General features: G+C 54.3%; 22 protein-coding genes. All 22 read right to left on the bottom strand.

The window, feature by feature from the left end; translation table 11 throughout:
• Positions 1–20 precede the first annotated feature (20 nt).
• The 22 genes from WC891_05090 to WC891_04985 all read right to left on the bottom strand — a co-directional run bounded on the left by WC891_05090 (position 21) and on the right by WC891_04985 (position 21,062).
• Positions 21–1,184, bottom strand: a complete 1,164-nt coding sequence (locus tag WC891_05090; GenBank protein MFA5867321.1) for a sulfite exporter TauE/SafE family protein — start codon at positions 1,182–1,184, stop codon at positions 21–23.
• Between the two features lie 54 nt (positions 1,185–1,238).
• On the bottom strand, positions 1,239–2,255 hold the full coding sequence (locus tag WC891_05085) for a M56 family metallopeptidase (protein MFA5867320.1): 1,017 nt from the start codon (positions 2,253–2,255) through the stop codon (positions 1,239–1,241).
• Positions 2,256–2,258: 3 nt separating this feature from the next.
• Entirely contained in the window at positions 2,259–2,693 is a 435-nt protein-coding gene (locus WC891_05080; protein ID MFA5867319.1) for a BlaI/MecI/CopY family transcriptional regulator, read from the bottom strand.
• Between the two features lie 112 nt (positions 2,694–2,805).
• Complete coding sequence (gene nifS / locus WC891_05075; GenBank protein ID MFA5867318.1) at positions 2,806–3,969, bottom strand: cysteine desulfurase NifS; 1,164 nt, start codon at positions 3,967–3,969, stop codon at positions 2,806–2,808.
• A complete protein-coding gene (gene cysE / locus WC891_05070) occupies positions 3,970–4,686 on the bottom strand; it encodes a serine O-acetyltransferase (protein ID MFA5867317.1) in 717 nt (238 codons plus the stop codon).
• 2 nt (positions 4,687–4,688) lie between these two features.
• Positions 4,689–6,644, bottom strand: coding sequence for a DNA helicase PcrA (pcrA, locus tag WC891_05065; protein ID MFA5867316.1), 1,956 nt, complete (start codon positions 6,642–6,644; stop codon positions 4,689–4,691).
• A 24-nt stretch (positions 6,645–6,668) separates the two neighbouring features.
• Complete coding sequence (locus WC891_05060) at positions 6,669–7,763, bottom strand: Fic family protein (protein ID MFA5867315.1); 1,095 nt, start codon at positions 7,761–7,763, stop codon at positions 6,669–6,671.
• A 99-nt stretch (positions 7,764–7,862) separates the two neighbouring features.
• Positions 7,863–9,359, bottom strand: coding sequence for an NAD(P)/FAD-dependent oxidoreductase (locus WC891_05055; protein MFA5867314.1), 1,497 nt, complete (start codon positions 9,357–9,359; stop codon positions 7,863–7,865).
• A 1-nt stretch (position 9,360) separates the two neighbouring features.
• On the bottom strand, positions 9,361–10,122 hold the full coding sequence (locus tag WC891_05050; GenBank protein ID MFA5867313.1) for an ABC transporter permease: 762 nt from the start codon (positions 10,120–10,122) through the stop codon (positions 9,361–9,363).
• Between the two features lies 1 nt (position 10,123).
• The gene (locus WC891_05045) at positions 10,124–11,053 is read right to left on the bottom strand and encodes an ABC transporter ATP-binding protein (GenBank protein MFA5867312.1); all 930 of its coding nucleotides are present in this window, start codon (positions 11,051–11,053) and stop codon (positions 10,124–10,126) included.
• Entirely contained in the window at positions 11,034–11,273 is a 240-nt protein-coding gene (locus WC891_05040) for a PLD nuclease N-terminal domain-containing protein (protein MFA5867311.1), read from the bottom strand. Before WC891_05040 ends, WC891_05045 begins: the two co-directional genes overlap by 20 nt.
• Entirely contained in the window at positions 11,266–11,532 is a 267-nt protein-coding gene (locus tag WC891_05035; protein MFA5867310.1) for a chorismate mutase, read from the bottom strand. The genes WC891_05040 and WC891_05035 overlap by 8 nt, the downstream gene beginning before the upstream one ends.
• Positions 11,533–11,642: 110 nt before the next feature.
• Positions 11,643–13,172: a glutamine-hydrolyzing GMP synthase gene (guaA, locus tag WC891_05030; GenBank protein ID MFA5867309.1), complete on the bottom strand. Its 1,530-nt coding sequence runs from the start codon at positions 13,170–13,172 to the stop codon at positions 11,643–11,645.
• A 78-nt stretch (positions 13,173–13,250) separates the two neighbouring features.
• The gene (locus tag WC891_05025) at positions 13,251–14,420 is read right to left on the bottom strand and encodes a GuaB3 family IMP dehydrogenase-related protein (GenBank protein ID MFA5867308.1); all 1,170 of its coding nucleotides are present in this window, start codon (positions 14,418–14,420) and stop codon (positions 13,251–13,253) included.
• A 250-nt stretch (positions 14,421–14,670) separates the two neighbouring features.
• A complete protein-coding gene (gene groL / locus WC891_05020; protein ID MFA5867307.1) occupies positions 14,671–16,299 on the bottom strand; it encodes a chaperonin GroEL in 1,629 nt (542 codons plus the stop codon).
• A 28-nt stretch (positions 16,300–16,327) separates the two neighbouring features.
• On the bottom strand, positions 16,328–16,612 hold the full coding sequence (gene groES / locus WC891_05015) for a co-chaperone GroES (GenBank protein ID MFA5867306.1): 285 nt from the start codon (positions 16,610–16,612) through the stop codon (positions 16,328–16,330).
• A gap of 404 nt (positions 16,613–17,016) precedes the next feature.
• Entirely contained in the window at positions 17,017–18,021 is a 1,005-nt protein-coding gene (gene tsaD / locus WC891_05010) for a tRNA (adenosine(37)-N6)-threonylcarbamoyltransferase complex transferase subunit TsaD (GenBank protein MFA5867305.1), read from the bottom strand.
• Positions 18,018–18,515 carry a ribosomal protein S18-alanine N-acetyltransferase gene (gene rimI / locus WC891_05005; GenBank protein MFA5867304.1) on the bottom strand — a complete coding sequence of 166 codons (498 nt, stop codon included), beginning with the start codon at positions 18,513–18,515 and terminating at the stop codon, positions 18,018–18,020. The genes tsaD and rimI overlap by 4 nt, the downstream gene beginning before the upstream one ends.
• Complete coding sequence (gene tsaB, locus WC891_05000) at positions 18,512–19,213, bottom strand: tRNA (adenosine(37)-N6)-threonylcarbamoyltransferase complex dimerization subunit type 1 TsaB (protein MFA5867303.1); 702 nt, start codon at positions 19,211–19,213, stop codon at positions 18,512–18,514. The genes rimI and tsaB overlap by 4 nt, the downstream gene beginning before the upstream one ends.
• The gene (tsaE, locus tag WC891_04995; GenBank protein MFA5867302.1) at positions 19,210–19,665 is read right to left on the bottom strand and encodes a tRNA (adenosine(37)-N6)-threonylcarbamoyltransferase complex ATPase subunit type 1 TsaE; all 456 of its coding nucleotides are present in this window, start codon (positions 19,663–19,665) and stop codon (positions 19,210–19,212) included. Before tsaE ends, tsaB begins: the two co-directional genes overlap by 4 nt.
• A gap of 15 nt (positions 19,666–19,680) precedes the next feature.
• Positions 19,681–20,289: a uracil-DNA glycosylase gene (locus tag WC891_04990; GenBank protein ID MFA5867301.1), complete on the bottom strand. Its 609-nt coding sequence runs from the start codon at positions 20,287–20,289 to the stop codon at positions 19,681–19,683.
• An 11-nt stretch (positions 20,290–20,300) separates the two neighbouring features.
• Complete coding sequence (locus WC891_04985) at positions 20,301–21,062, bottom strand: NapC/NirT family cytochrome c (GenBank protein ID MFA5867300.1); 762 nt, start codon at positions 21,060–21,062, stop codon at positions 20,301–20,303.
• Between the last annotated feature and the right edge of the window lie 60 nt (positions 21,063–21,122).

Below are 21,122 nucleotides of genomic sequence, written 5' to 3'. Positions count from 1 at the left end.
GATTCCTCCTCCCAGCCATTTTAGGCTGTTACTCTTCTTAAGCTTCCTGTTTTAATGATGTCTTTTATCCGTTCCGGGTCAGGCGGTTTTAGTCCCAGCGTCAGTAAGAGCGATATCAACGTTGCCCCCACGACAAACCGGTTAAAGCCGTAGTTTACAGTTCGATCGGCCGCGCCGGCGCCGGCCACATTCAACGAGCCTTGATACATCCCCATACCGCAGGTGAACGTGAACTGACCTGTCTCAGTCGGCGTAAACTCTATTACCGTCGTCCCGTTCGGCTTCAGTTGTTTGTCGATGCCGAACTTTGGGAAGACGAACCTTTCCGAACAGAAATCGTTGCCCGGACGGTTAATGGTCAGCCTGACCGGCACGTTCGGTTTGACCGTTAAAGAACTAGGGACGTAACCGCCCTGGATGTCGATCTTAAGGTTCTGAACCTTGCCGTCGGCCGATTGTCCGGCTTCGGTGGTCTCCGGCGGGATAACCATGGCGATCGCCTTATCGGAAACATACTTGAAGTTATATTTAAAACCTGTCAACACCAAACCGCGGTTCATGACGACCAAACCTAGAATGATGATAATTACGGCTCCCGCCAGGGTGACTTGGCCTTTGAACCTCTTGGCCAAAGTCGAGGCGAAAGTGCCATAGACGAGCATCAGCGGCACCGTCCCCAAACCGAAGGCCAGCATGGTTAAACCGCCTTGGGCAGGACTGCCGGTGCTCGCGGCAAGAATAAGCATCGCCTGCAGCGGCCCGCAAGGCATCAGGCCGTTAAAAAGACCGAAGACGGCCGGGGCGAACGTGTCGGCTTGCGCGGCCGATTTGAAAAGCCTGGCCGACAGTTTCCGCGGCATCCGGAAGCTGAAGACACGCAGTGCCGGATGTACGTTCAACATGTTAAGCGCCATCAGAATCATTAGAACGCCTGCGACGATATTGACGGTGCCCTTAAAACCGCCCAAATCGACGGCCGAACCTAAGAATCCGGCGCCGATCCCGACCAAAGTGTAAGAGAGGAGTTTGGTCCCGTTATAATACAGGTGCGGCAGCATGGCCGAGAGTCTGGATCTCGCTTTCTGCTCGCCGGTAATGGCGAAAGTCAGCACGAAATTACCGCACATCGCCACGCAATGTAAGCTGGTAACCATACCTGTTAGAAATATCACCCAAAGTCCCATGTGCTCTCCAAATACTACTATGCATTGTAGTAGTTAATATCCAAATTTTTTTACTTACCTAGCCCGCTTTTCGTGCCCGCAGTCTTTGAGACACTCTTGTATCGTGCTATGGGTACCCTTGGCAACGCATTCCTTGAAACAAGCGTTTGAGTGACCTTTAACAACACGGTCGCTCGCCAACGCGTACGGCGCAGCAAACAGACCGGCCAACATGACGACACTGATTGCCGCGGCGGCTAAGCTAAAGCGGCGCCGCGGTTTTTCCGCCGGCAGGTCAAGAAGCCGTCTGACTCTGTCAGGCAGCCAGGCGCGGCTAAGCGCCGATGCCAGACCGATGTCGGACTGAGTGGCCAGCTTCAGCACCGCGGAAGCCAAAATCTCCGGCTTTCCGGTCTGCCGGCTGGCGAACCTGTCCGCCTCCAGTTCCTGCGCGTAGGACAGATGCCTGGTCAGATTCCTAACCAACGGGATAAAGAATAGGAGGTCGGCCACTGTTTCAGCCGTCACGCGGCGCAGCGGATCGCGTCGAACAAGATGATCGGCTTCATGTAATAAGGCCGCTTCCAGCTCTTCTTCATTAAGCTCACGTAAAACATGCGTTGAGATAACGATTCTCGGTTTTATCAGGCCGTAAACAAGACAAACCGGCTTGTCTGATTTAACAAGACTGACCGGTAAGGTACGGCCCAGTTTTTTTTCAATATGGGCTGTTACTCTATCCAACGTTTTATCGGAAACGGTTAGACAATCAAGGATCGCGTAACCGCGAGGACCGAAAAGATGGTCGACATTGAGGCGCTGTGCCGTGCGAACGCCGGCGACCCCGGCTCCCACGATCAATAATCCTCCCAGCAATATGGCAATGGTGAGAGCTGGATAACCTTGAAGCGGCGCCAGGACATCAAGGCAACCTTGCAGGATGGCTGTTAACGTCGCAATCCCTGCGGTTCTCCATTGCCAGGCGAAAAACAGCCAGTAACTGACGGCCGATCCGCCGACAAGAAAGATCGCCGATAGAACCCAACCCGGATGTTCGCTGATCCTTTTAGCTGTTTCCTTAAATCGCTTCATCCGCTAGACTCCCGTATCCTTGTTCTTATTTGCGATCGCTTTGTTCAGTTCTTCCCGCAGGCGCTCAAGTTCTTCAGGTTTTAGCTCACCCATCATGCCGGTAAGGTGCGACAGCACCGGCTTGCGGCCGACGTCCATCAATCCGTCGATGACTTCCTTGGATACTTGTTCGAGAATCTCGTCACGGCTGCAAGCCGGGCAATAGATGAATTTATTAGCGCTATGGCGCTTGTTTAGAACACCCTTGTCGGACAGTCGCCCGACAACGGTCATGACCGTCGTATAGGCGATATCCCTGTCTTGGAGTAGGATTTGGTAGACGTCCTTAACGGTCGCCTCTTCCCGGTCCCACATGATTTCCATGATGTCCGCTTCCAGCTCGCCGAAGATCTTTGATAGACCTTCTTCTCGAGGTCGGAAGACTTTTGGATACTCCATCTTGCGCCGCTCCTTAAACGTTTACGTTAAAAGAATATACTACACAGTGTAGTTTGTCAACGCTAATTATTATATCGGTATGGTAGGAATTATTCTTGAATCTTTTTCGGTTCTACCTGTTCCACATCGGGCTCATGGCACGCAGGTTGGCCACGATACTCGGTAAAACCTCCAGGACGTAGTCGCATTCGTCTTTCGTGGTATCCCGCCCCAGCGTCAGCCTAAGCGATCCGTGAGCGATTTCGGGAGGCAACCCGATACCCAGTAAAACGTGCGACGGTTCAAGAGAACCCGAGGTGCAGGCGGAACCGCTGGAAGCGCAGACGCCCTTAGCGTCTAAGGTCAAGAGCAGCGACTCGCCCTCGATCGCCTCGAAGCAAACGTTAACGTTATTGGGCAGTCTTTTTATCCTGTCGCCGTTAACTCGCACCGACTCTATTTTTTCCTCTATGCCTTTTATCAGGTAGTCGCGAAGTCCCGTTAAGCGCGCCGCTTCCTGTTCCCGATCGGCCAACGCCAATTCTACGGCTTTGGCCAAACCGACTATTCCGGCGACGTTTTCCGTGCTGGCCCGCCGGCCACGTTCCTGTCCCCCGCCCTGCATAAAGGGCGTGAACCGCGTCCCCTTGCGGACATATAGAACGCCTACCCCCTTGGGGCCGTGAAGCTTATGGCCTGAAATAGACAGCATATCGACGTTCAGGTCGTCGACGTTGACAGGCACGTGCCCGAACGTTTGAACCGCGTCGCAATGAAAACGGACTTTACGGTCCCAGGCTAATTGGCCTATCTCCCGGATGGGCTGGATAGTGCCGATTTCGTTGTTGGCGTGCATGACCGAAATCAACAGTGTCTTATCGGTAATCGCCGCTTCCACGTCGGACGGGTTCACTAACCCGTTCTTGTCGACCGGAACGATGGTCGCCTTGAAACCAAGCGTTTTTTCCAGGAACTCAACCGGCTCCAAAACCGCGTGATGCTCGATCGCGCTGGTAATCACGTGGTCCTTCTTGCCCAGCATCGAATAGGCCAGACCCTTGACGGCTGTATTGTCGGACTCCGTTCCGCCGCTGGTGAAAATAATCTCTTCCGTCTGAGCGCCGATCGCGCGGGCGACAATCGCGCGGGCATCCTCTACAGCGCGCTTGGCTGCTTGTCCGACTTTATACAAGCTTGAAGGGTTGCCGTATTTCTCGGTCAGGTAAGGCGTCATCGCCTCAAACACCCGCGGATCGACCGGCGTGGTCGCCGCGTGATCCATGTATATGGTTTTCATCTAAATTCCTCCTCCGCCGATAAACCAGTCTAACATTTCATCTTCAAATTTCTTTTGTTTAGCGGAAGTCTTTTTCTGCGGGGCGATCTTATTCAGCCGCTCCTGCAGTCTCTCGATCCTGGCAACCAGAACTTTTACGATTTCCGTTTCCGGATCCGGCAGCTCTCCGTGGTCCAGAACGTCCAACGGGGTGACCGCCTTCCCTTGCTCCCTGACCGCCCTGGCCGGCACGCCTACGACGGTCGTGTCGGCCGGCACATCCTTGACAACGACTGAGTTGGCCCCGACACGAACATTGTCGCCGATATGCACGTCACCCAAGACCTTGGCGCCGGCCCCGATAACGACGTTGTTACCGATGGTCGGATGACGCTTACCTTTGCCGGTACCGACACCGCCCAACGTGCTGCCTTGATACATCAAGACGTCGTTGCCGATGACCGCCGTTTCCCCGATGACTACCTGCATGCCGTGATCGATAAAGAACCTGTCGCCAATGACGGCCGCGGGATGAATTTCGATTCCCGTAATAAAGCGGCTCCATTCAGCCAGCAAACGGGCGCAGAGTATCAAATGATGGCGGTAAAGCCAGTTCGACTGCCGGTGCATAATGATAGCGTGCAGGCCGGGATAGGCCAATAGCACCTCAAGGGTGCTTCTGGCCGCCGGATCGTTGTTAAAGACTGCTTTGATGTCGCTTCGCAAACGCTTGAACATCTTTAGCTCCCCGGATGAACCGGCTCGATGAAATCGCTAGGAATCTCTTTGAGAAACCTTGACTGCATCATGTAATTAGGCGCCCCGTAGGTCGAACGGACCCAGGCACACGTCAAGTATAACTGTTCCTTTGCCCTCGTCAAACCGACATAACACAGGCGGCGCTCCTCCTCGATTTCGGAAGCGTCGCTCATACTGCGATTATGCGGGAACAATCCTTCTTCTAAGCCGGCGATGAAAACAACGGGGAACTCCAACCCTTTGGCGTTGTGCACGGTCATCAGCGTCACCGAGTTTTCGCTTACTTCCAGGCTGTCGATGTCGGCGATCAAAGCGACTTTCTCCAGGAAATCATCCAATGTACCGTCCGGATAAGCGGTCTTAAAATCGTTTACGGCGCTAAGAAGCTCGCCGATGTTCTCGATCCGGCCCTCGGCCTCGTAGGTTCCCTCTTTCTCCAGCATCCTCACATACCCTGAGCGGTCGATGACCGCCTGCGTAAGTTCCAGCAAGTCACCCTGGGCCATTGACCGCAAAGATTCAATGAGGTCAACGAAGGAAGCGATCCGCTCCAGGGAGAAACCGCCGCCGCCCGGGATATCCTTGGCGTTCTTCAACGCTTCGTAGAAACTGACGCCCATCATGTTGGCGTAGGCACTGATGCGGTCGATGCTGGTCTTGCCGATGCCCCGCCGCGGCGTATTAACAATACGTTTGGCCGATATGTTGTCGCTCGGGTTCTGGATGACTCGCAGGTAGGCCAGCATGTCTTTGATTTCCATCCGCTCGTAGAAACGCACCCCGCCGACCAGCATGTAAGGAATATCGAAGTTCATGAAAACTTCCTCAAAAATTCGTGACTGAGCGTTGGTCCGGTAAAAAACGGCAATGTCCCGGTTGTTGCGGCCTGTCTCTTCGACCACTCGTTTTACCTCGGAGGCGATAAATATGGCTTCGTCCCGTTCGTTCTCCGCCTGGTATAGATAAATCGGCTCACCGCTTTCGATTTCGCTCCACAGGTTCTTCTTCTTCCGCCCGCGGTTATGCTTAATGACCTCGTTGGCGGCTTCCAGGATCGTAGAAGTCGACCGGTAGTTCTGCTCCAGACTGACGATCTTGGCGTCCGGGAAATCCCTTTCAAACTCCAGGATGTTGCGGATGTCAGCTCCGCGGAATTTATAAATGCTCTGGTCCGGATCGCCGACAACGGCCAGATTCTGGTAACGCTTGGCGAGCAGGCTTACCAACCGAAACTGGGCATGATTGGTGTCCTGGTATTCGTCGATTAAAAAATATTTGAATTTCTCTTGCCACTTAAGCAGAACCTGCGGGAAGAGTTCGAAGATGTTGACGGCAAGCATGATGATATCGTCAAAGTCCAGGGCGTTGTTTTGCGCCAACTTTTCCTGGTAGAGCTTATATACCTCGCCCGTAATCTCCTCGAAGTACGTTGACGTGCGGCTGGCGAAGGTGTCCGCGTCGATCAATTCGTTCTTGGCCGCCGAGATGACATACTTGACCGCCCGCGGCGCGTACCTTTTAGTGTCCAGGTTCAACTCCAACAGGCAGTCCTTTATCAAACGTTCCGAATCGTTTTCATCATAGATAACGAAACGCCCGTTATAGCCGCGCCCCTGGTTGTTAGTCAGATTCTCAATCTCCATCCTAAGAATCCGGACGCAAGCGGCGTGGAAGGTCATAATCCACATGCCCTTGGTCGCTTCCGGCCCGAGCATCGTCTCAACGCGGTCGCGCATCTCTTTGGCCGCCTTGTTGGTAAAGGTAATGGCCAAGATCTGGTTCGGCTTTATCTTCCGTTGTTTGACGAGATAGGCCAGCCGCGAGGTCAGCGCCCGCGTTTTGCCGCTGCCGGCGCCCGCGAGAATCAGCAACGGTCCTTCGCCGTGGGTAACCGCTTCCTTCTGGGGATCGTTAAGGCCTTTTAAAATATCCATCATTTGAGTATAACAGCCTGTGTGAGATTAGCGGGGTTCGACAGCGTGGTAATCGACGCGAATAATGCCTTTCGTGTCGTAAACCAGATTCAACTTGCGCATAATCGTCAGGTCGTGGCGAACGGAGCGCTCACTCAAACCGCGGTAGGTCTCGGCCAACCACGGCAAGACTCGTTGTTTGAAGTGGTCTGTCCGTAGTTTAATACCGTCGTCGGACATCCGTGTCAGAACGCCGGCTAGCCGCGGCGTAATCATTTCCTTTCGCACCAGCTCATCAAGATACTGCCGATAGGCGAGTTTCCTTATGTAGATGTTTGTCTCCCGGTAACGGTCCTCCATTTCGCTCTCAAAACCCTCTAAGGCGAATAGGACGAAATTGCGCAAGCTTCCGTTGTGTTCGAACATCGCTTTGTCCATTTCGTCGACATACTCACCGCGATGCTTGTAGTAGTAATTCGCCAGTGAATAGAAGCCGGCCCGGCTGTAGCCGCCGTGATAAAGGAGGTACGCTTCCGCGGCCCGCGCGGTCCGGCCGTTACCGTCCGTGAACGGATGAATCGCCACCAGGTAAAAATGCGATATGACGGCCCGGACAACCGGGTGCATGGTCAGGCTCTCAGAAGAATTGATAAACTCGGTAAATTCTCGCATAAGACGGCCGACGTCACCGGCCGAAGGACAGATATAAGCGCCGGCGCGTACATTCGTCGTCCGGTATTCTCCTATGACGTTACCCTTGTAGTTGCAGTCCAACGTTATCTGCGCGTGGATTTCCTTGATAATCGTTTCCGTGAGTTTCATATACGGCATCGGTTTGCGCGACCGGATGTACTTCATAACCGCTTCCGCGTTCAGGACTTCCTGCTCTTCCAAAGACAGCGGAGTATCGTCGTGCCGGATCAGCACTTCCTCGATCAGTTCCTCGTCCAGACGGTTGCCCTCTATACCGGTCGTACCCCGGATAGCCCTGATTATGTTCAGCCTGTCCAATTCCTCGCGCTCGCCCGGGGCCATCGGCATCTCCCTTAAGAAGTGGGCAAAAGCGTCAATGCGATTTAGGAGAAAGGAAAGAAAACGGGGGTCAAGCTTGGGTTCGAAGATTACTTTCCATCGTTTGGCCATTTCTTTGCCACCTGCTTTGCCAATAAGCCTGCCATTATTATAGGCATATTATTAGGCGTTATGCAATATATTAGCCATTAGTCTTGCCACTATCTTTGTCTAACTGACTGCCATCCATTGCTTTTTGTCGCGCCGGCACATCATCTGGATAGCGTGTTTCCCCGTATACATGCTTACCGGCACCCCGCCGCCCGGCGTTACCCACTGTCCCGCCAGGTAGAATCTGTCAAGACCAGGCAGTGTACGTTTGATTGTCTTAGTTATATTCTTAGGCGTCGGCGCCCAACCTTCGTAAGCGCCTTTCCAGTTCAAGGTATAGCGGTAAAGCGTATAGGGCGTCGCCACGTCCGCCACCTCGACCTGGCCGGATATGCCCGGATACCTGGTTTCAAGAAATTCTTGGGCCGCCGCGGCTAGCTCTTCTTTTCGCGCCTTGTAGGCCGCTAAATCTTGCCTGTCCGTCTCCCAGCTATCCCAGTCGGTTTCCAGCAAGACCTGAATAACAGCCTTACCTGGCGGCGCGAAGGCATTTGTGTAGTTGAAAATCCGGACGACGAGCGTATTGTGAAGGTCACCCGCCGCTTCTATCGGTTTCTCAAGCGAATACAGGCTAAGCGGGGGTTCGCCGTCGAACGTTCTGTTTACCCCGAAATCAACCGTGCTGAAGGGCTTCATCAGCGGCCATGTTTCATACCTGGCCTTTGTTGCCTTGTTTATATACTTACCTTTTAGTAGTTCATAAACAGTACTATGGCCGTCGCCGGCGGATATAACGGTCCCCGCGCGATGCTCCGTCCCGTCCGCCAGCCGAACTCCGACCGCCGTATCATTCTCGACGATGATCTCCATAACGGTCGAGCGATAGGCGATCTCCCCGCCCAGGGCTTTGAATTTGGCTGCGATTCTCTCGGCAAAATCCCGCGATCCGTTTTTGATCACTCCCAACTGTCCTTCGGACGCCATGGCTAGAATCATCATTACAAACCAGACCGGGACCTCTGGCAGAAACATATTATCGATAATCTTCTTGACCAAAGGACTCTTTGCCGCCGCCGTATATTCCTTGACCTCTTGGTTATATCGTCCAAGCAAGTACTTGGCATACGATCTCATGCCCCATAACATTTTGGCCCTATCTACCGGGGTCAGCAGAGCGGGCGCTTTGGCCAGCGCGTCCAGGCCGAAATCCGACCCGGCCATCGCTTTGGCCCCGTCGACGATCCCGTTTATCAGCGGCACGTCTTCGGGAGAGATTTCCGACAACTCCTGGCGAACCCTGTCAAGGTCGCCCGACAGCAAAACGGAACGGCCGCTGGCTTCGTCAACAAAACGAAGGTACTTATCCAGGGGGGCGACCTCTAAACCCGGATACAGACCGACCTCTTCGTAGAGGTCGTAGATCGGCGTACCGGGACGGTAGCCCATGAGGAAATGCATGCCGCCCTCAAACGTATATTCGCCACGCTTCCAGGTCGCGACCACGCCGCCGGGATGTCTCCCGTGTTCGAATATCTTGGCGGAATACCCGTTAAGACGAGCGTAGACACCGGCCGTCAATCCGGCCAGACCGGCCCCGATAATAATCACATCGGTCATACTACAGTTCTTCCCTGTTGAAGACCACTATCGCGGCCAAGAGCAGGCCGGCGATCAAAACCAATGAGGTCAAGACAGGCCAAATGGCTTGAGTAAGCTCGGTTCCTGTTTGTCCCAGGGCGATTTTTGAGCCAACCGTCGTCAGGCCTGTTGGGGCGTATTTGTCGAAAGTCTGGCTTAAGGACGAGACCAAAGAAAGGAGCAAGGCCGTGACTAAGGAAAGTCCGCCGGCTGCTATTTGGTTCTTCAACACTGTGCTGAAGAATATGGTCACCGCGATGATCACGACAAAATAAAGAACGAAAAGGACGTTGGCCTGAACGAACTCGGCAATCCTGTCGAATTTGAAGATCATAATGGCATATCCGTAACAAACGGCCGCGGCGAGCATAAACGACGCGGACATCCAAGTCACCTGCGCGGCAAACTTAGACAGTACAACGTTAGCGCGGGATATCGGCTTGGTTACGATCAGGAGTATCGTGCCGCTTGATTTTTCCTCGGCCACGATGCCCATCGTCAATAAGATAACTGCCAGTAGGCCCATCTGTGAGAGGTTCTTAAACCATTGGGCGAAAGCGTCAATAAGCGTCGGCTCGGGAAGTTTAATATTCATGCCCTTCGGCATAACCGACTTCAGCAGCTCGGGCGTAAGTTTCGCCGTCGGCGGGCTCATCAATGCGAATATGAGAAAAACCAGCGGGATGACCCACCACCTGTACGTTTTAAAAATGGCCGTGAATTCCTTTTTCAAAAAGGCCACCCTACGCCTCCTCGACCATTGTCATGAAAATCTCTTCCAGCGTCGGTTCGACGACACTGAGTGAACGAAAAGAGATATCTTCTTCGCTCAGCATCTTAAGAAGGGCTCGACGCCCGGTATCAAGGTCAGATACGGTTATCTTCAACGAACGAGGCTCCGTCTCCTCTACTCCGGCGGCCCATAGTTGCCTCTTAATCTCTTCCATAAGCGTCTTTTGGGTTTCCTCTAACTCCAGGTTAAAAGCCGGTTTGGCCGCGTATTTGCCTTTCAGACTGTCCAGGCTTTGGTCTGCCAGAACCCGGCCTTTATTCAAGATCGCGACATTGTCGCAGACGCGTTCGACGTCGTTCAGAATATGCGTGGAAAAGAAAACGGTGATTTCCCGGCCTAGCGCCTCGATCGTTTCCAGGACTTCCTTGCGGCCAATAGGATCGAGCGCCGAGGTCGGTTCGTCCATCAGGATGACCTCCGGATCGTTGATAAGCGCTTGGGCGATGCCCAGCCGCTGCTTCATGCCACGTGAATACCCGCCGATCTTTGTCTTGACACCTTTTAAGCCAGCGCGCTCCAAAGCCGCGTCTGTTTTATTTCGCCCCTTGCCTGCTTTAATACCAAATACATCGGCGACGAACATTAGATATTCCGGGCCGTTCATCCAGGGGTAGAAAGCCGGGACATCGGGCAAGAAACCGATGCGCTTGCGAACTTCTCTTATGTCGTTCACAACATCGTAACCGAGGATTCGCGCGGTTCCGGAGGTTGGTTTGGCTAGTCCGACGAGCATCCTTTGAGTCGTGGTCTTGCCGGCGCCATTCGGTCCGAGGAATCCGAAGACCGAACCTTTGGGTACGGACAGCTCTATGTTGTCGACCGCGGCTGTTCCGTTGAAAACCTTTGTTAGCCCAAGTGTTTCAATCGCCGCTTCCAGCATCCGGCTCTCCCTCAATCCGGCCGAACACGAAGTAAACAATCGGCCCGATTATCTCCCCTAAAAGAATTATGAGAACCCAGACCAGTTTATTGTTCCAGCGGATTTGCGAGATATCGCGCTTAATAAGATTAACAAGCGCGGCAATTTGTAAGGCGACCTGGACAACAATGATCGGGAGAAGCACAAAGAACACATTGTTGGCTTCGGAGAGGTTATTCACCTTCCTGGAACTCACGCATATGCTGCAGAATGTGACGGTATAGGTGTTTGATCGTCTCGGTGTCCAGAGGACCCTCGCTGGCCGCCATAACCTTGTTCAGAACCTTTAGCTCCCTTTCCGGATCATGGTACGGCTGTCCCTCCGCTTTCTTGGCGTCGCGAATCTTCAGCACGATTTTAGCCCGCTCGTTGAGCTGACGCACGATTTCGGCGTCGATATCGTCAACCTGTGTTCTTAAGTCTTCAATTAAGTCTGGCATTGGTGATCCACCCTCCTAAATATTGTTCGAGCCAACCTTAAGGTTGGTCGAGAACCCCCCTTCTCGATTCGCTCGCTACCGCGGTCTCACTCGAAGACTATTTGCCCGCGTTACTCCCACTCTATAGTTCCGGGTGGCTTTGAAGTCACGTCATAGACCACCCGGTTAACGCCCGGCACCTCGTTTACGATCCGGTTGCTGCATCTTTCTAAAAGTTCGTAGGGAAGTTTAGCCCAATCCGCCGTCATCGCGTCCTGGCTGGTAACGGCGCGAAGCACGACCGGATACGAATAAGTCCTTTGGTCCCCCATCACCCCGACGCTCTTAATCGCCGGTAAAACGGCGAATGACTGCCAGATTTCGCGGTATAGGCCGACCCTCCGGATTTCTTCCTCAAAAATCGCGTCGGCTTCTTTTAAAATATCCAGCCTCTCCTCGGTCACGTCTCCGATTATGCGGATGGCCAGACCAGGGCCCGGGAACGGATGCCGCCAGACGATCTCTTCGGGCAGACCGAGCTCGTCGGCCACCTGCCGCACCTCGTCCTTAAAAAGCAGCCGCAAGGGCTCGATCAGGCCGAACTTCATGTCCAATGGCAAGGCGCCGACATTGTGATGGCTTTTGATGGTCGCGGCCTGCTCGTTGGCGCCGCTTTCGATAACGTCCGGATACAGAGTGCCCTGAACAAGCCAGTTCGTATCCTTGAGTTTTACCGCTTCGGCTTCGAAAACCCTGATGAACTCGGTGCCGATAATCATTCTCTTCTGTTCAGGGTCGGTTACCCCCTTAAGTTTGTCCAAGAACCGAACCTTCGCGTTTACCGCGATTAAGTTGATTTTGAAATGCCGTCTGAAGGTTTCCTCGACCTGTTCAGCTTCGCCTTTTCTTAAGAGGCCGTGATCGACAAATATGCAGGTCAGTTTGTCGCCGATGGCTTTGTGTACCAAAACGGCCGCGGTCGCCGAATCCACTCCGCCGCTCAACCCGCAAATAACCTTGTTGTCGCCGACAGCCGTGCGGATATTGTCTATTTCCCTTTCTATGATGGATACTCGCGTCCAACTGGACGCGCAGCCGCAAATATCGTAGAGAAAGTTCTTGAGTATCTCCATGCCATGCGGCGTGTGACCGACTTCCGGGTGAAACTGCGTCGCGTACTGCTTGGCCTCAATGTTGCCCATAGCCGCGATCTTCGTATTCAGCGACGAGGCCAAAACTTCATAGCCGCCCGGGAGCTTGTCAACCGAATCCTGATGGCTCATCCAAACCGTTTGTTTTAGGGGTACATCTTTGAACAGGGTCGATGGCTTCTCGACGCACAGGTCGGCGCCGCCGTATTCGGATATGCCGGTCTGAGCCACGCTGCCGCCCAGAACCTTGGCCATTAGCTGCATGCCGTAACAGATTCCCAAAGCCGGCACGCCGATCTTAAATATCTCCGGGTCACAGGTAGGCGCATTGGCAACGTAGACGCTGGCCGGGCCGCCCGAGAGAATCAGGCCGGCCGGATTCTTGGCTTTAATATCGGCGGCTGTAATGTTATAGGGAACAATCTCCGAATAGACTTTACACTCGCGGACGCGCCGCGCGATCAATCGCGCATACTGCCCGCCGAAATCAAGAACTAGAATGGTCTGCACTAAACCGCCTTTCGTAAGTTATTAGTAGTTGGATGTTAGTTGTTAGAAAAACGTGGACTAACTACTAACTACTAACTGCTATTTATTGTCGGCTGCCATGCCGACGCCTTGCGCCCGCTGCATGGACTTGCCCTCAGTCTGAAGCGACGGGGCGACCATGACCTCCGCCTTCTGAAAGGCTTTGATATCCGGATATCCGCAGGTTGCCATGGATGTCCGGAGCGCTCCGAACAGGTTTAACGTACCGTCGTTCTCGTGCGCCGGTCCGACCAGGATATCCTCGAGCGTGTTCTCGTTGCCGACGTGAACCCTGGTTCCTCGAGGCAGTTCCGGGTGGAAGGTTGCCATCCCCCAGTGCCAGCCGCGTCCGGGCGCCTCAGCCGCTCGCGCGATGGGGCTGCCGATCATAACCGCGTCCCCGCCGCAGGCGATAGCCTTGGCCACGTCGCCACCTTTGCTCATGCCGCCATCGGCAATGACATGCACGTAACGGCCGGTTTCGTCTAAATGAGTCGCGCGCGCCGCCGCCGCGTCGGAAATCGCCGTGGCTTGAGGGACGCCGATCCCTAAAACGCCGCGTGTCGTGCAGGCTTGTCCCGGGCCTACGCCGACCAGGACGCCGACCGCTCCGGTACGCATCAGATGCAAAGCCGTAGCGTAAGAGGAACAGGCGCCGACAATAACCGGTACCGGCATGCTGGCAATGAACTCTTTAAGATTAAGGGGTTTGCGGGTATTGCTAACGTGTTCCGCGCTGACGACGGTTCCTTGGATCACCAGAATGTCCAAGCCGGCCTCAAGCGCTTGCTCGTAATACTGGTCGACTTTCTGAGGTGTGAAAGACGCGGCGCAGACAACGCCGCCGTCCTTGATCTCCTGGATGCGTTTCTTAATCAGCTCGGGTTTTATCGGCTCTTGATATAGCTCCTGCATGGTCCTGGTCGCGGTTTCTTTGGGCAAAGAAGCGATCTTTTCAAGAATCTCATTGGCGTTTTCGTACCTTGTCTGCAAGCCTTCCAGATTTAGAACGCCCAGGCCGCCGAGCTTGCCCATCAAAATAGACAGGTTGGGGTCGACGGCGCTATCCATCGCTGAGGCCAGACAGGGCAGGTGGAAACGGTGGCTGGCGATTTCCCAGCTGATGTCGATGTCTTCGGGATCCCGGGTCCGTCTGCTGGGCACGATGGCAATATCGTCGAATCCATACGCGCGTCGGCCCATTTTTCCTTTGCCGATTTCTACTTCCATGTGCGTCCCCCTTAAGGATAGAGAAATACTAAAGAAACGCGGTTGATGGGTGAGCCAAAGCCGCGTTCAACAGATGCTTTGTTAAGACTTTAGCACCGAGCGGTATGTGATTCAAGGGCAAATAGGCAAAAGTCTGCAGATAGCGGAGAGCAAATAGCCTTTAGCGCAGACAACAAAGGACCGGCAGCCACAATGTCGCTGCCGGTCCCAGTCTTACTAATCCAGTGCTATATGCTCTTAGCTATATGCTCTAGTACATGCCTCCCGGCATTCCGCCGCCAGGCATGGGCATTTCCGGTTTTTCTTCCGGCTTGTCGGCAACGATCGCGTCGGTCGTCAACAGCATCGAGGAAACCGACACCGCGTTTTGTAGCGCGGATCTGGTTACCTTTACCGGATCTACGATACCAGCCTTGACCATGTCAACATATTCGCCGGTCATAACATTCATGCCCTGGCCTTTTGGAAGTTCCTTGATTTTCTCGACGATAACCGAACCTTCCATGCCCGCATTGAATGCCAGCTGCTTCATCGGCTCGGCCAGCGCGCTGATAACGATCTCGGCGCCGGTCTTGAAGTCGCCGGTCAAGCCGGAAATCTCTTTGGTGACGTTCGGAATAACGGCTACTAGAACGACGCCACCGCCCGGGACGATGCCTTCCTCGACGGCCGCTTTGGTCGCCGATAGGGCGTCCTCGATGCGGTGCTTGCGCTCTTTGAGTTCGGTCTCCGAGGCTGCGCCGACTTTGATTACGGCAACGCCGCCGGCCAGTTTAGCCAAACGTTCCTGCAGCTTCTCCTTATCGAACTCGGAGTCGCTGTCATCGATTTCGCGCTTGATCTGCTTGATACGGCCACTAATGCCGGCCGGTTTGCCCTTGCCCTCGACAATGGTCGTGTTGTCCTTCGTCACCTTGACCTGGCGGGCGCTGCCCAGCATCTCCAGGGTCACGTTCTCGAACTTTAGGCCGAGCTCATCGGTAATGGCCTGACCACCGGTAACGGTGGCAATGTCTTCCAACATGGCTTTGCGGCGATCGCCGAATCCGGGCGCTTTGACCGCGACAGCGGTGAACGTGCCGCGGATCTTGTTTACTATAAGTGTCGCCAGTGCTTCGCCTTCTACGTCCTCGGCGACAATCAACATAGGCCTGCCGGCCTGCATGACCTTCTCCAAAATGGGAAGAATCTCAGCCACGGCCGCCAGCTTTTTGTTAACGATCAGGATATACGGGTCATCCATCACGGCTTCCATACGCTCGGCGTCTGTTACCATATAGCCCGACAGATAGCCCTTGTCGAACTGCATGCCTTCAACCACTTCCAGCGTAGTGCCCAGAGTCTGGGATTCTTCGACGGTGATGACGCCATCTTTCCCGACTTTCCCCATCGCGTCGGCAATCAGCTCGCCGATTTCCTCGTCGCCCGCTGAAATGGCCGCGACCTGGGCGATCTCGTCGCGCGTTTTAATCGGCTTGGCCAGTTTCTTGATTTCGTTGACGGCCACCTCGGCGCCCTTATCCATTCCTTTCTTGAGAACCATGGCATTGGCTCCGGCGGCGACGTTCTTCATACCCTCGTGGATCATCTCCTGGGCCAGGACAGTCGCGGTGGTGGTGCCGTCGCCCGCGACGTCATTTGTTTTGGTCGCGACTTCCTTGATCAGCTGGGCGCCTATGTTCTCGTACGCGTCTTCCAACTCGATCTCTTTAGCGACCGTGACACCGTCGTGGGTGATGGTCGGCGTGCCGTATTTCTTATCCAGCACGACGTTGCGGCCCTTCGGGCCGAGCGTTACTTTGACGGTATTGGCCAGCTTGTCCGCTCCCGCTGCGAGGGCGTGCCGCGCCGCTTCGTCAAATTCAATGATTTTCGGCATATCTTGGTGCCTCCTTATAGAACAATAATTATTTAACTATGGCCAGCACGTCGCGCTCGCTCAGGATCAACAGTTCTTCCCCGTCGATCTTGACGTTGGTGCCTCCATACTGGCTGTAGATGACCTTGTTGCCGGCTTTGACTTCCAGCGGTATCCGCTTGCCGTCCTCGTAGCGGCCGGAACCGACGGCGATGACCTTGCCTTGCGTCGGTTTCTCCTGGGCGCTTTCCGGGATGACGATACCGCTGGCTGTCTTCTCTTCCGACTCCAGCGTCTTAACGATGATGTGGTCTCCCAAAGGCTGTAGTTTCATATGTTCCCCTCCTTTTCCAAAAAAGTTGATAGTATTGCTGTCAAATTGAATTAGCACTCACGACACGTGAGTGCTAAATAAATATAACCATAGACACTTTTGCTGTCAAGACACCAAACAGCGAACACTCCCATTCTCCAAAGAACGGGAGTGACATAACTTTTATTTCCGTACCTGTACAGATACCGTTTTGCGCAAGTTCCGTATTTGCGCAAATACGGAAATAAGATCGAGCATGCGGACAAAACACTGACGAGCGGAGAGCATTGTTCGCTCGGCTAAGCGACTTGAAACACGGGGTCAGGCCCTATCGCATATGAAGAAAGGGCCTGACCCCAAAGCACTAACGATGGTAGGCCGCGAGCCTGCCTGCGGCAGGCAGGCGGCATGCGAGTCTATTTTCGCTAGGCGAGCGGGAGGTTGGCGAAAGCGTTGGCGGACATGTCTATCGTCTGTCCTTTTTTCAGCAACTCATACCCTAGGGCCGCGATCATCGCGGCGTTGTCGGTACAGAGTTCCATTGCTGGAGTGTACAATACAAGGTCGTTTTCTATGGCCGCTTTGTTTAAGGCGGCGCGCAATCCCTTGTTCGCGGCGACGCCGCCGGCCAAGACAATATTCTCTACTCCGTATTCCTTGGCCGCCCGGATCGTCTTGTCCACTTGCACGTCAATAATCGCTGCTTGGAAACCCGCCGCCAGGTCATTCAGCGGCACTTCCTTGCCTTCCTTCTGAAGTTTGGAGACGTAGTTAAGAACGGCGGTTTTCAGGCCCGACAAGCTAAAATCGTAATCGCTCCGGTCCATCATGGCTCTCGGGAGGACGACTCGCGAAGCGTCGCCTTTAGCCGCCAGCTCATCAATGGCCGGCCCGCCCGGGTAGCCAAGCCCCAGAAAACGGGCGATTTTGTCGAAGGCCTCGCCAGCCGCGTCATCCAACGTCTGTCCAAGTACTTTGGCCACGCCGTCAGCGCCCATGTAGGCAAGCAGGGTATGCCCACCCGAAACCAGCAAAGCAACTAACGGCAGCTCCAAATCGGGCGACTCCAGAAAATTGCCGTGGATATGAGCGGCCAGATGGTTCACGCCGATTAAGGGAACCTTAAGCGCGTAAGATAAGGCTTTGGCGGCCGCCAAGCCGATTAGCAGCGCCCCGATTAGGCCGGGGCCTATGGTCACCGCGATCGCGTCGATGTCTTCGAACCCTGCGCCGGCGCGCTCTAGAGCCTCGTCAATGACTGGATTGATGAGCAGCAAATGATGACGCGAGGCGACTTCGGGCACGACCCCGCCGTAAGGACGGTGGAATTCCGTCTGGCTGGAGACAACATTTGACAAGACTCTCAGGCCATCTTCAACAACGGCAGCCGAGGTATCATCGCAGCTTGTCTCAATCCCCAGAATCTTCATGACAGTTCCTTTTTGATAGCGGCTATTCTTAACTTGAATTCATCGGACTGAATGTCATTTGTCCACATAATGACGGCATTCTCACTGTCCGAGTAGTATTTCTGTCTAATCCCGATTTGTTTGAAGCCAAACTTCTTATACAGCTCCTGGGCAGCTTTATTAGACTCTCTAACCTCAAGCGTTAGCCAGTGGACGCGCTTTAGGATCGCGATTTCTATAATTCGCAAAGCTAGCAACGAGCCGATGCGCTTGCCCCTGTAAGGAGTGTCGACCGCCATCGTCGTAATGTGCGCTTCCCCGTCCACTAGCATAAGTCCCGCGTATCCCACCAGTTTGTCGTCGATCTTAGCCGCCAAATAGACCCGCTTATCAGGTTTAAGCAGTTCCCCGCGGAACAGGTTTACGCTCCAGGGTTGGGGAAATATGCTTGACTCGATCTCATGCACGGCATCCAGGTCAGTCTCGCTCATCATGTATATTCTTACCGGGCTCATTTCTTCATCTTCTTGATCAGCTTGTCGGCGTCGGGTTGTCTGATATAAACCGGCGCCACCAAACCGGGCGAGCCGGCGTCCGCCGTTGCCAGCTCATCACGCGCCAAGGCCGCGATGCTCGACGCTCTGGGAAACATGCACTCCGGAGATGCCGGACTGGCGCGCCCGGCCAAGACGTCACGGAACAGATCGCGATAAGCGGCATATCCGTCGCCGACGATTGTTAAGGACTCACCGGACTCGGCCAGTTCCGCGGCCAGTCTGTCCGGTTTTATGACACGAGTCGGGACGGTTATTTCGTGCACATGGTCGCGCGACGCATATATCGCGGCGAAAACCTCGCCCCGCCTGGCGTCAATAACGGCGGCAATCACGCCTTCGCTTCCGTCGACGCCCCGCGCCAAAGCGTCGAGGCTTGATACGCCGGCCACGGGCACACGCAGCACCTGCGATAGCGTATTAGCCGTAACTACACCGATCCTTAACGAAGTGAACAGACCGGGGCCGGTCCCGACGGCGATGCCGCTAATGTCTCCAATTTTTATCCCCGCCTCGCCCAAAGCCGCATCGACCATAGGCATCAGCCTCTCCATCTGGGCTTTATCTCCTGTAATCGATATTTCCGACAGGGTGATTCCGTCAGAAGCGACGGCAACAGAGGTTACCGGGGTCGCCGTGTCAAAGGCCAGGATGTTCATCGCATCGCCGCCTCGACAATCCCTTGCCAGCGAATGTCCTTGAAAGTAAAAGAGAACTCCCTCGGTTCGACCCGTTTTATGTCGATAGTCAAGGCGTTAGCGGGAAGCAACCCGGATATTTTATTGCCCCATTCGATAACGGTCACGCCCTCGCCGAAAAAGTAATCCTCATACCCCAATCCGTCCATATCACGTTGATCGTCCAAACGGTACACGTCGAAATGGTAAAAGGGTAGCCGTCCGGATGTGTATTCCTTGATGATCGCGAAAGTGGGGCTGGTGACGTGCTCCGTTACACCGAGCCCGGCCGCTAGGCCTTGAACGAACTTTGTTTTCCCGGCGCCTAAATCGCCGGTCAGGCTAATGATGTCGCCCGGACGTAAGAAAGAGGCGAAAGCCGCTCCCAGGTTGCCGGTTTCTTCCGGCGAGTGAGTCTCCGCGCTTATAAGCATTCGCTTGCATCCGATCTAGAAAAGGCTGTCTTGGCTGGCAGACTCCGTTTTTTCCTCGGACTCAACCGGGCCCTGGCTGGTCAAGAAGGACTTGAGGTTCCTGAAGTCTTCCTCAAGAAGCTCCCGTGTCGCCCTGGCGTAAAGTGCCGCCGCCGGATGATACATCGGGAAAACCTTAAATCCTGAGACCTCGAAAATCCGGCCGTGTACCTTGGATATCCCGGCTGTACTGTCAAGTATTGTACGCATCGCGAAAGCGCCCAGGGTAACGACGACTTTCGGCTTGATGATATCCAGCTGTTTGAACAGTACCGGCCGGCAGACGTTGATTTCATCCGGCAGTGGATCACGATTGCCCGGGGGCCGGCACTTCAGGATATTCGTAATGTAGACGTCGTCGCGGCTTATCCCGATAGATGACAGAAGCTCCGTCAGAAGTTTACCGGCCGCGCCGACAAAAGGAATGCCCTGCTTGTCCTCGTGAAAACCGGGGGCTTCGCCGACGAAGACAATGTCCGCGTGCGGATTTCCATACCCGAAGACCAGGTTCGTCCTGCTCTCACCCAGAGAGCACTTCAGGCAGTCATCTATCGCTTGTTTCAGGCTCTCCAGATCGTCCGGCATTGCCTTCAGTCTTATTCGTGCGGTATTTTCGTAACGGAGCCGGCTTTATATTTGATGGTGTGGCACTTATCGCACTGTTTGCCTTGTCCCTTGTGGCAACCGGACATGAAACATTGCTGCCGGGGCGGCACCTGCAAGCCCAGGCCCTTGATGCCCGCATGGCTGGCGCCGGCATGACAATAACTGCAGGCCTTATTGTATTTCTTCTCCACCACTTTAATATGTTCCGCGTGATTGATTTTGATATCGCCCGCGCTGGAACTCAGCCTGTTCAGCGAATGGCAACCGTCCCTGGCGCAAGAAGCCTCACCGGGAGCCGTCGCGCCCCAAGGTTTAAGGTCCATGCCCAGGATTTCAGCGAACAGCTCGCGATAAAACAAGAATCGATACAGATTCTCTCCAATAACACCAGGCTTGACGTGGCAATCCATGCAAGGCGTTTCGTTCTTGCCGTGCCAGGATTTCAGATAGCTTGAGTAGTACTTATCCATGGAGTGACACTGCCCGCAGGCCGCTGAATTACGGGTATACCAGAACGGGATGAACATGATGATAAACACGAATATGACCAGGGCGACCCATTTTATCCAACCGTGTTTCTTCTTAGGTTTGTCTTCCTTCGGTGGCTTTTCTTTCTTAGCCTTCTTGTCCGCCTTAGGTTCTTCGGCCGCCGGGACGGCTTCAGCTGCCGCGTCCGCCTCGGCGGGCTCGTTCGCAGCCTCTTCCTTGTTCATTTCTCCCGGTGTTTCCTCAGGTGTTTTATCCGCGCACATGCGCCATCCTCCGTTTCGCCAGGGAAGAGAATAAATCACATAGATAATAGACTAAAACGC

The sequence above is a fragment of the Actinomycetota bacterium genome (genome assembly GCA_041658625.1).
Classification (GTDB): domain Bacteria; phylum Actinomycetota; class JAHEXW01; order JAHEXW01; family JAHEXW01; genus JBAZZW01.
Note: the sequence above shows the minus strand (reverse complement) of the source record. Positions and strands in the feature narration are given on the sequence as shown.